Origin of the sequence: Okeania sp. SIO3I5 (assembly GCF_010672085.1) — a bacterium.
Taxonomy (GTDB): domain Bacteria; phylum Cyanobacteriota; class Cyanobacteriia; order Cyanobacteriales; family Microcoleaceae; genus Trichodesmium.
The window spans coordinates 1-11021 of sequence record NZ_JAAHHT010000115.1 but is presented as its reverse complement, the minus strand read 5'-3'; the positions used below and the strand labels follow the sequence as shown (position 1 = coordinate 11021).

Annotated in this window: 8 protein-coding genes; 5 read left to right on the top strand and 3 right to left on the bottom strand. The window is 35.8% G+C overall.

Annotation, left to right across the window (positions count from 1 at the left end; translation table 11 throughout):
• The first annotated feature begins 1312 nt into the window (after positions 1-1312).
• Both F6K40_RS23040 and F6K40_RS23035 read left to right on the top strand, forming a co-directional pair.
• Entirely contained in the window at positions 1313-1888 is a 576-nt protein-coding gene (locus F6K40_RS23040) for a hypothetical protein (protein ID WP_293139437.1), read from the top strand.
• Between the two features lie 314 nt (positions 1889-2202).
• Positions 2203-3879: a DUF1517 domain-containing protein gene (locus tag F6K40_RS23035; protein ID WP_293139436.1), complete on the top strand. Its 1677-nt coding sequence runs from the start codon at positions 2203-2205 to the stop codon at positions 3877-3879.
• A gap of 1174 nt (positions 3880-5053) precedes the next feature.
• On the opposite strand, the gene F6K40_RS23030 is transcribed toward F6K40_RS23035, so the two are convergent.
• Positions 5054-5257 (bottom strand): hypothetical protein, encoded by a 204-nt coding sequence (locus F6K40_RS23030; protein WP_293139435.1) that lies wholly within the window; start codon positions 5255-5257, stop codon positions 5054-5056.
• A 1-nt stretch (position 5258) separates the two neighbouring features.
• Between F6K40_RS23030 and F6K40_RS23025 the strand changes: the two genes are divergently transcribed.
• Positions 5259-6149 carry a DMT family transporter gene (locus tag F6K40_RS23025; RefSeq protein ID WP_293139434.1) on the top strand — a complete coding sequence of 297 codons (891 nt, stop codon included), beginning with the start codon at positions 5259-5261 and terminating at the stop codon, positions 6147-6149.
• Positions 6150-6640: 491 nt separating this feature from the next.
• Positions 6641-7384 (top strand): HalD/BesD family halogenase, encoded by a 744-nt coding sequence (locus F6K40_RS23020; protein ID WP_293139433.1) that lies wholly within the window; start codon positions 6641-6643, stop codon positions 7382-7384.
• Positions 7385-7915: 531 nt separating this feature from the next.
• Here the strand turns inward: F6K40_RS23020 and F6K40_RS23015 are convergent.
• Positions 7916-8527, bottom strand: coding sequence for a pentapeptide repeat-containing protein (locus tag F6K40_RS23015; RefSeq protein WP_293139432.1), 612 nt, complete (start codon positions 8525-8527; stop codon positions 7916-7918).
• A 626-nt stretch (positions 8528-9153) separates the two neighbouring features.
• Entirely contained in the window at positions 9154-10539 is a 1386-nt protein-coding gene (locus tag F6K40_RS23010) for a helix-turn-helix domain-containing protein (RefSeq protein WP_293139431.1), read from the bottom strand.
• Positions 10540-10762: 223 nt separating this feature from the next.
• Here F6K40_RS23010 and F6K40_RS23005 point away from each other — a divergent pair, with 223 nt between their 5' ends.
• Positions 10763-10885: a hypothetical protein gene (locus F6K40_RS23005; protein WP_293139430.1), complete on the top strand. Its 123-nt coding sequence runs from the start codon at positions 10763-10765 to the stop codon at positions 10883-10885.
• Positions 10886-11021: the final 136 nt, after the last annotated feature.

Here is an 11021-nt window from a genome sequence, read left to right as displayed (position 1 = left end):
CACTGCTAAAAACTCTTAATTTCATGTTATTTGGAACTGGATATTGTCAGTTTGAGATGAGGAAAATTTGTTTTCTGATGTAATATCAAATCCAGTAGTATTGGTAGAAAAAAGCCGAGAAACCGGGTTTGTCTCAAATTCCCTACTCTACTCACATTGACCTCCCACAAACCCGGTTTCTTGTAACTCCGAAGTTAAAAGTTAAAATTCAAAAGTAAGATTTAATTTTTTCAGTTGATTAGACCACAAAATCGGGAGGTTAGTTACAAGTTAAAAGTCAAAATTTGAAATTCAAAAGACTGATAAATACACTGTATTGACCATTTTTTGAATTCAAAATTCAAAATTCAAAGTTCAAAAATTTTGGTTCATTCCTTAATTTCAATAATTGTTTAATTAAGGATTCAAACCTCGTTCTTCAAAGAGTTAAAAAATCAAAAATATTTTCCTGGTTTCAAGCCTCTGACTTTCCTGCGGAATGCAGAGAAAACAGGCAGAGGTTATAATTTTGAATCAATAATTTTGAATTAATAATTTTGAATTTTGAATTGATTTGCCACTGCTAAAAACTCTTAATTTCATGTTATTTGGAACTGGATATTGTCAGTTTGAGATGAGGAAAATTTGTTTTCTGATGTAATATCAAATCCAGTAGTATTGGTAGAAAAAAGCCGAGAAACCGGGTTTGTCTCAAATTCCCTACTCTACTCACATTGACCTCCCACAAACCCGGTTTCTTGTAACTCCGAAGTTAAAAGTTAAAATTCAAAAGTAAGATTTAATTTTTTCAGTTGATTAGACCACAAAATCGGGAGGTTAGTTACAAGTTAAAAGTCAAAATTTGAAATTCAAAAGACTGATAAATACACTGTATTGACCATTTTTTGAATTCAAAATTCAAAATTCAAAGTTCAAAAATTTTGGTTCATTCCTTAATTTCAATAATTGTTTAATTAAGGATTCAAACCTCGTTCTTCAAAGAGTTAAAAAATCAAAAATATTTTCCTGGTTTCAAGCCTCTGACTTTCCTGCGGAATGCAGAGAAAACAGGCAGAGGTTATAATTTTGAATCAATAATTTTGAATTAATAATTTTGAATTTTGAATTGATTTGCCACTGCTAAAAAATGTTGATTTCATGTTATTTGGAACTGGATATTGTCAGTTTGAGATGAGGAAAATTTGCTTTATGATGTAACTTTCAGTATTTTTACTATAGAATATTTTTTCTCAATGGTATAACATAGAATTAAGTACAAAAAAATAGCATAACTCTAGTACAAATATATATTGCATAAGGATACTCAAGGACAATGTTTTTTGTAGGAATTGCCCTCTTGATTCTAGGTCTAATATTAGCAATAGTAGGCGGAATATGGGGCTTAGTTCAAGCTTTTGCTGAAGGCACATTATGGGGTGCTGCTTATTTATTAATTCCTTTTGCTTTTGTAATTTTTTATATGGCAAATTGGAGTAAAAAACAAATCAGAAAAAATTTTTTCTTGATTCTAGTTGGTTTGATTTTGTCTCTTTCAGGAAGTGCAGTATTAGGAAATCACATAAATAATAAATTTGTGGTTGATGCTGCCAATATTCCAGATAATTCAAATATTAGTAATAACTCGGAAAATACCACTGAAAAAACAGAAGCGATCGCTGCTATTTCTGACCCATTTCGAGAGGGAATAAATGCAGCAACAAAAGCAGCCGAACTTGCCCAAGTTGCTAATACTCAAGCACAGTGGAATGAAGTAGCAATAACTTGGCATCAAGCTTTAGTTTTAATGAAAGAAGTACCCGAATCTCATCCTCAATATGAAGCTGCTAAAAATCGGATTGATTTATATCGAAATAATCGGGAAATTGCTAAGAAAAAGTCGGAAAATTGAATAATTTATAATTTGCTCTTAATTCTCTAACTTCTGCAATAATTCTATTAATTTTTCGGTAATAAATATACCACTGAAAAAAGCTAATAGCTCAAAATAATTGAGAATTCAGAATTCATAATTTAGAATTTGCTTTTAATTCTCTAATATAGCAATATGAAATGATTTGTGATCAAAAAAACTGTAGGGGTTTGATATCCAAACCCAAGCGTAAAAAGATTTGGAAACCAAACCCCGCATTTATAAAATCTTACAACCTATTTAGGATTGCTATAGCTCATTGTTAATTACTATAAATTAGGAAAAATCAGGAAATGCGTAAATCTAAATTCATCTTAGTAACAATTGCCTCATTATTTTTGGTTAATGAAGTTAGCATTAATCTCCATAGTAACGATCTCGGCGAATTAATTAATACAAATGCTTCCATTGCTTATGCAAGAAGAAAAGGAGGAGGCAGCAGTAGAAGCAGTTCCACTCGCAGTAGAAGTGGTTCCTCCACTAGCACTCAACCTCGTGACTCAAAACCCAAATCTACAAACAACAATATAGTTTCACCAAAAACTAATAATACTCCCCCTAGCACTAAACCATCTCCTACTTCCGGTGGCAGTTCCAACCGCAGTGGTTCCCTTACCAAACCAAGCAACACTCCTCCCCTCGCTAAACCATCCCCTACTTCCGGTGGCAGTTCCAACCGCAGTGGTTCCCTTAGCAAACCAAGCAACACTCGTCCCCTCGCTAAACCATCTCCTACTTCCGGTGGCACTTCTAACCGTAGTGGTTCATTTTCCCAACCCAACAATACCACTCGCCCCACTACCAATAACATCAACACTGGAGGAAAGACTCGCAGTGGTTCATTTGCTCCAACTACAAAGAAACGTTATTCTGTCGAACCTGCTACCGGACGGCGTTATTATACTCGCCCCGGAACTCAAGAACGTTATTATCAGGAAGCAGGTACAGGGAGATTTTATTATGTACAACCAGGAACTCAACGACGTTACTACATGAATGTTGATAACGGACAACGTTATTTTATTGATGGCGGTACGAGGCGATATTATTACGAGGAAGTGGGTACAAGTCGATTTTATTATGTGCATCCAACTACTAGAGTTCGCTACTATTACCGTCCGACTTTCCGCGAACGAGTGGTTTACACCTATTACGAGGGACCCGCAGGAGTGTTGCCGATGTTTTTGCTAACACTGTTACTGGGAATTATTTTGATATGTATTTTATATGAGTTGGTTATGTTTATCGCTTTTCTGTTTGGTTATCGTCGAGAAGTTTTGGTTGCAGAAGGAGATGGATATATGGAAGTTATTGAAGAGTCGCCCGGATATGTGGAAGTTATTGAGGAGTCACCCGGATATGTGGAAGTTATTGAGGAGTCGCCCGGATATGTGGAAGTTATTGAGGAAGAACTACCAGTCGCAACTGTACCCGAAGATTTGGTTAATGATATTGTGACTGTGAGTAAGTTACAGGTGGCGATGGTTGCACCAGCAAATAATATTCAATCTAAATTAGCAAGAATCAGCGAAAAGATCGATATTGAGACGCCAGAAGATCGGGTGGAATTTTTGTTGCAGTCGGCGATCGCTCTGCTTCAGACTCAGGAACATTGGACTCATGTTGCTGCCAGTTCGGAAACCGTGGAAACTAGACAGGAAGCAGAACGAATTTTTGAGCAGTTTTCTTTTGCAGAGAGGTGTAAATTTGAGGTTAATACTGTTGATAAAAATGTGGAAGTTGACGATCATATTGTTGTAACTTTGTTGTTGGGAACAGAGGATGATTATCCTTTATTTGATGAAATTAATGACCGGGAAAGTTTCAAGAAAACTTTGAAAGAATTAGGCAAAGTTACCCCTGATTATTTATTAGTATTTGAATTACTTTGGAGTCCGAAAACAGCAAACGATCGCCTGACTTATGAGCAGTTTGTTAGTGAGTATAACGATATGATTCAGATTAGTTAATATTTATTTGAGGTAGTTATATCGTGTTAGGTAAAACACTTACAACAAATTCCAACTTGGTGAGGTATTTATAGCGGGCAAGATGCCCGCCCTACAAAAATTTAATTGTTATATCTGTACTTCTTTGGAGCGCTCAAGGGCAGCTACAAACAAAGACTCAATACGAATCAATTTTTGTCTTGATTTATGCTGCCAAAATATTTGACAATAAACGTATCTTTTTATCTAAACTTTTTCTGTTTGATAAGAAGTTACAAAAGTAGTTAACCAAGTTCCCGGAGCAAAAGCCATATTAATTTTTGCTCCTTCATCAGTGTGTTGCAGGAACAATAAAACACCATCTTTTACCTGTGCTTCATCTGCCTGAACATATTGTTCTTGATTTTCGGCTATATCTTTAGTTACCCGAACATATCAATAGTAACGACCATAATTAATCGGTTCACTATTACTCACTTAATTTTGCTCCTAGTTAACTAAAGCATACTTGCAGAAGTATAAGTCTCTATGATTATTTTGTCAAGCTAAATTTACCAAGTAATAATTATGATCAAAAATTTATACAAAATTACCTATTTTTTAGCGGAATTAAAAAATTGAAAAATTCGGAATCTTCAATAATTGCCTCATCAAAAATAGCATTAGTTAAATCGGCATTTTCAAAAGATGTTTTGGATGACTTTTATAACTGCATAACAACTTGAAAAAACAAAACAACAGCAACTCCAAAAATTACTCACGAACCCAAAAATAATAACAATCCTTTGACGTTATTTCCTGCCAAAAAATAGATCATACCACTTGAACCAATAACAGCAGCAACCCCAGTTAAAACAGCAGCAATAATCTTACTCTCAGCAGAGGATTTGATATTATTTGGTAGCTTCAGTCATTTTATTGGCATAGGTATCTTCATCTCTGTTTATCATAGAATGGTTATTTTGTCAATTTTTTATTTGATGAGACGCCCTAGGGGAATAGGAAATTTTGCACTACTTTGTATGTTACAAATTGACGTGCAGAATGTGGGTTTAAATATAAAAAAAATATAAAATTAATCTGATTTCAATCATATTCTTGTTATTAGTGTTACAGATCCTAAAATTGACAATTTATAGCTTGAATTTGAACATCAATTTAATGATGCAGATTGAATCTATTAATTGTTATAATTCTAATTAAGGGAATACCCAACTAGAATCATCCCCTGATGATGTCCAACCTGATTCCCCCAGGCAACACTGCTGCCATCATCTTCGCCATGATGACGAATGTTTTCAGCCCGAAAATCATTGAACGGATAATGAAGTTTAATGTCAAATACCAAAACAATAGTCACATCAAATTGGATGGGATTGATACTCTTGTCAACTGCCATTTTGATTTTATCTTCAGCTTCAATTTTTATTCGACTCAGTGAAAACGAAATCGGCCCTTTTGCCACCATCTTTAATCGTCTTTGGATTGCGATTGTTACTTTAGTAGCCTGGAAAGCATTTACGAAAACACGCTCTAAAATCATTGAGGATGCTTCAATTCAAGCTGAAATCTACACAAAGAAAGATATCGCTCTGAGTGTAATTTTTGGTCTGATTACTTTACCTTCTCTATTATTATGGGCTTGGTCTTTAACAGCAACTAGCGTTACTAACTCAAACTTACTTCATAATACAACGCCATTTTTTGTAGTTTTAATTGGATGGTTATTTTTCGCAAAAAAAATTGATTCTTACTTTTTAATTGGTTTAGTTCTGGGGTTGGGAGGAACAATTTCAATTAGCATAGAAGACTTCCAGATTTCTCCAGGTAACTTGAGGGGTGATATAGCGGCTTTACTTTCTGCTTTGTCTTATGCCGGTAGTTATATAGTTCTTGAAAAGCTACGAGAAAAATTTTCGACAACTACAGTGCTTCTCTGGCTTTGCAGTATAGAATTATTAGTTGTTTTACCCCTAACTTTGCTGACTGAAAATCAACTGTTTCCTTTTTCACTAAACGGATGGTTAGTAGCTATTGCCCTGGGTGTTCTGTGTCAAGTTATTGGTCAAGGAATTATGGCTTATAGCTTAAAGCAGTTTTCATCAGGATTTGTTTCTCTTTTTCTATTACTCGAACCCATTTTTACAAGTTTTTTGGCTTGGATTATATTTGCAGAGAAATTAACGATTATGAATGGGGTGGCTTTCTTCGTTGTCTTAACTGGAATTTACTTAGCTCAGTTGAGTCAAAGTGTAAACAAACAAATCTCTAGTCAACCTGAAATCAGTTAAAAATTATTGAAATGTTGTTAATCAATGACACTCGTCAGAAAAAAGTTGGAATTTTCCTATGCTAGCTCTTGTGAAAATGAAACAGAGCAAGGACTTACGCATTGACAAATTGATTAAAATATAGCAAAGTAAGGGAGAGTTAGGACAACTACTGATGATGAATCTTAGACTAGGAAATGTTTTTCCAACTGTTCCCTGTTCCCTGTTCCCTGTTCCCTACTATGACAAATTGATTAAAATATAGCAAAGTAAGGGAGAGTTAGGACAACTACTGATGATGAATCTTAGACTAGGAAATGTTTTTCCAACTGTTCCCTGTTCCCTGTTCCCTGTTCCCTACTATGACAAATTGATTAAAATATAGCAAAGTAAGGGAGAGTTAGGACAACTACTGATGATGAATCTTAGACTAGGAAATGTTTTTCCAACTGTTCCCTGTTCCCTGTTCCCTGTTCCCTACTATGACAAATTGAGTTAGTTAATTAAAGGCAATGAATCAAATGAATCAATTGAGTACAGAATTTTTTACATCTCTTTTACTCGATCCAGAGAAAAAAGCTCAAAAACGACAACACTTTTTTACACACTCTCTAGTAGATTTGTCAGACTTTTTCTCAAGTGAAATCAAAGCCGACTTGCTTAATAATTTGGAGCATCTGTTCTCCCTTAACGAAGTGAGACGGGATTTTACAATGGAGGCTACCGATCACACTCCCAGACGAATGACAAATGTTGAATCACGATTTTTACAGCAGAATAAGCGGATAACCGATCTTTATAACGATCCTAGGTTAACAAGTCTACTATGTGACATTGTGGGAGAACAAGTCTATCCATGTCCCTACGAGCCAGAAAAAATTGTGGCAACAAAGCTGCATAAAAAAGGAGACACACATGGGTGGCACTGGGATGACTATTCCTTTGCAATTATCTTTGTTCTGAAAGCACCGCCCCCTTCAGCAGGAGGTATTCTTCAATGCGTACCTCACACGAATTGGGATAGGAACTTTCCAGACATTGTTTCGTGGTTCCTAATAGACAATATTAGGTCGTATTATTTCCCCTCTGGATCGGTTTACCTTATGCAAACCAAAACTACATTGCACCGCGTTTATCCACTATTACAAGAAGATCAGGAAAGAATAATTTTGAATTTTGCATTTGCAACAAAAAACGACTTTAGTGATGAAATTAACCACGAAACTGTGAATGAGCTGTGGAATCCAGAGGATTGACTTAATCATGGAATAACGATAATAATGCGTCAAAAAACATACTTTTAGACAGTGAAACCGGGTTTGTTTTAAATGCCCCGTTTCAAACATCTACCTCCGACAAACCCGGTTTCTGATAACAGATTTGATATAGCGTTTCTCAAATTGGTGAGATACAGTTTTAGCCCCCCCCTGCCCCCCTTAAAAAGCTATGCTTTATCAACATCTTTCTTAACATAAAACTTGACAACATAGACAAGTTATGTTTTAGTCTTGAATCGGCTTTTTCAGGAGAAAAGTGTATTGAAAAACACACTTTTTTATGAATGTAGACAGAATTCTTCCTCCCCCTCCTCCCCACCCTCCCACAAGGGTTTCAAGAGTTCCTTATAAGGGATAGCTTGATAAGGGGGGAACCGCTTAAAAAGGGGGGAGTCTTCAAAGTCCCCCTTCTCAAGGGGGATTTAGGGGGATCGTAACTGTACCTCATCTTTATGAGAAATGCTATATAACATTTACAAAGCAATAATATGATGAAAAATAAATACAAAATCACCTGTTTTTTAGCGGAATTAAAAAATTGAAAAATTCGGAATCTTCAATAATTGCCTCATCAAAAATAGCATTAGTTAAATCGGCATTTTCAAAAGATGTTTTTGATAACTTTTCTAACTGCATAACAACTTGAAAAAACAAAATAACAGCAACTCCAAAAATTACTCCCGAACCAAAAAATAATAACAATCCTTTGACGTTATTTACTGCTAAAAAATAGATAATACCGCTCGAACCGATAACAGCAGCAACTCCAGCTAAAACAGCAGCAATAATCTCACTCTCAGCATTAGTAATAGCGATCGCTACAGCACCAGTCGCAATCAAAGCAGCAACTCCTGCCATTTCACCAGCAAGAAAACTAGCAAAAGCAGCAGCAAGAGTAACAGCGATCGCTGCTCCAGCACAACGGACAATCAAAGTCCTAATTTTGCTCCTACTTTGCCCAATTATTGCACCTTGAAAATTAGCGCCTATTAGGATAGCATCCTGAAAATTGCAACCTCTTAAGTCAGAACCGCTAAAATTAGCCCCTGTCAAGTCTTGGCCTTGAAAATTGCGATGTTGTAGGTTTTGCTGAGAAAAATCTAAAGGTAATGGTTGATTCATGGTATTTTATTAGGAAGAAAAAATTAAATAGTAGAGTATGCAAAGATTTAGTCAGGACTTACGCAAAATACCAAATTATATACCATTTGTAGGGGCGAATGACATTCGCCCTCTACTAGATATGGTGGTTCTGTGTAAGTCCTGTTTAGTTATCAATAATTAATGTTAAACCAAAGTTGTATTTGCCAACCTTAAAAGTAATAAAATACTATAGTAATCCACGCTTATGTTGTAAAATTTTATCGTAGGGGTTTGGTCTCGAAACCCAAGCTAAAATGTGATTTAGAGACTTAAATCCTATCGTAGGGGTTTGGTCTCGAAACCCAAGCTAAAATGTGATTTAGAGACTTAAATCCTATCGTAGGGGTTTGGTCTCGAAACCCAAGCTAAAATGTGATTTAGAGACTTAAATCCTATCGTAGGGTTTTGGTCTCCAAACCCAAGCTAAAATGTGATTTAGAGACTTAAATTTTATCGTAGGGGTTTGGTCTCCAAACCCAAGCTAAAATGTGATTTAGAGACTTAAATACTACTGAAAATAAGTTAGTAACCAGATAATAAGTAATAAAAAAAATTATGTTTTTAGTAGGGCTTTATCCCTAATTTAATATCGGGCTAAAGCTCTACTAAAAACTTTTGTTAGATTGATTTTTTACATATTTTTTAATCACAGGTTCAAGAGTAAAAACACACCCTTCCTCACTCACATTTTTTTTGATTAAATTCCGTTTTCTTAAAGATTGTACTGCTGCTAAAAAATCGCCTTCAGATGAAAATTTTGGTGGTTTACTAGAAATATCCCCTCCTATTTCCTGATTAGCTAACCACTGCATAACTAATTTTTCCGACTCAGATAAACGCTGATAATGTTCGTGTAATATTGGTTCTAAATCTCCTAAAAATAGATGGGAATAAGATAAAAATTGAGCCACTTTACCATTGAATAAATCTTGGATAGTAGAAGCTATAATATTTAACCATAAAGGGTTGCCACTGTAAAGATTAATAAGTTCTAACCATCTATTTTCATCGGTTAAATTTTTCGCTTTTAATAATTCTTTTGCTGACTCTCCTAAACTTTGAAGTTGTAGAGTGTGGCAGTGACAGTTTTCTGTTTCTAAGTTAGCTATTTCTGTGGGTTTTTCCCAACTGAGGAGGAGTAAACAACTGTTGTGAGGAGAACGTGCTATTTCTTTGATGAGTTTGCCGTAATTTTTGTATTCTGGAATGTAAGTACCGACAAATTCTCCGGTGGTTAATGTTTCTTGGAAGTCGTCGAGAATAATTAGGCAACGATGGAAACGCAAGTAATCTAGAATTGATAAATTTTGTTGTGGTTGGGGTGGGGAGAAAAACTCAATTAAGTTAGTTTTGAGAGCGTTGAGGGTTGGGAATTTTCGATGACTTCGCCAGAGGATGCGGTGGAAGTTGTCTTTGATTTCTGCAACGAGTTGTCTGGTGAGGGTGGTTTTACCGATACCCGATAGTCCGGTTATGGTGACGAGGCGGTTATTTTCTGCGAGTATCCATTCTTTGAGGGTTGCGAGTTCGTTGGTGCGGTTGTCGAAGTTATGCGGTTCCGGTGCGTCCGTCAGATCGTGGCGTTTTTCTGGTTGAATGTTGTCGGAGTTGGTTGGGGTGGTTGGTGATCGTTTTTTTGGAGTTTTTTCTGCTTTAGGATAGGGGGAAATTTTGCTACAGATGTTAATGTCACCAAAAATTTGTGTATCAGAACCAAAATTGGAAATATGGGAAAATTCGATTCGTTCTAATTTAGCTTTAATATTTGATTTTTTTACCTCTTCCCCTAAAATATCTGATAGTTGTTGCCATAATTCCCACGCTGTTTTTCTGACATGATCTGGAGTGCAGTGGTAATCATCTGCAATGCTCTTATATGGTTGATTTTGCCATGCACCCTCCAAAATAGAGCGTTGTAGTGAGTCGAGATGCTTTCCTGTTGAGGCAAAAACAAGGTCATCCGTCCACTTTAAAGCTTCTTGAATCTCCATAGATTTCTAAAAGTTTGCTGAATTTAATTTATTTTTACCCCACATTATCACACATTTTCCCATTTTTAGCTCTAAAATCCCACTTTTTCCCATTTCTTCAGGGGGTAAAGCGTTTAGGACATTCCCCCCTAAATCCCATTTTTGTTAGGTTGGCAGACTAAAATTTAGGTAGGAAAATATTAATTATACGGCAAATATAATCTTAATAAAAAGGAGAATGCCAATGGTTAAAACATTAGGAACTCAAGAAAAGTGTTCCGAGAAGTTACCTTTTGCAATGATTTTTGCCGTAGAACTCGCTTTTACTAGCATTCCTAAAATAGAAATTTTGAGGAGTATAAACTGATGCCTAAGAATAATGTCTCAGCGGCGATTGGCATCATCATCCAAGCTCAACGTCTCAGCGATGGCTCCCGCCGTATCACGCACGTGACAGAGGTCACTGGTATGGAAGGCGAGGTCATCCAGATGCAGGACCTGTT

Bases quoted from the DNA above. Each gene is read 5' to 3' on its own strand.
- F6K40_RS23040 (WP_293139437.1), top strand. From the start codon at position 1,313: ATGTTTTTTGTAGGAATTGCCCTCTTGATTCTAGGTCTAATATTAGCA.
- F6K40_RS23010 (WP_293139431.1), bottom strand. From the start codon at position 10,539: ATGGAGATTCAAGAAGCTTTAAAGTGGACGGATGACCTTGTTTTTGCC.
- F6K40_RS23005 (WP_293139430.1), top strand. From the start codon at position 10,763: ATGGTTAAAACATTAGGAACTCAAGAAAAGTGTTCCGAGAAGTTACCT.
- F6K40_RS23035 (WP_293139436.1), top strand. From the start codon at position 2,203: ATGCGTAAATCTAAATTCATCTTAGTAACAATTGCCTCATTATTTTTG.
- F6K40_RS23015 (WP_293139432.1), bottom strand. From the start codon at position 8,527: ATGAATCAACCATTACCTTTAGATTTTTCTCAGCAAAACCTACAACAT.
- F6K40_RS23020 (WP_293139433.1), top strand. From the start codon at position 6,641: ATGAATCAAATGAATCAATTGAGTACAGAATTTTTTACATCTCTTTTA.
- F6K40_RS23030 (WP_293139435.1), bottom strand. From the start codon at position 5,257: ATGGCAGTTGACAAGAGTATCAATCCCATCCAATTTGATGTGACTATT.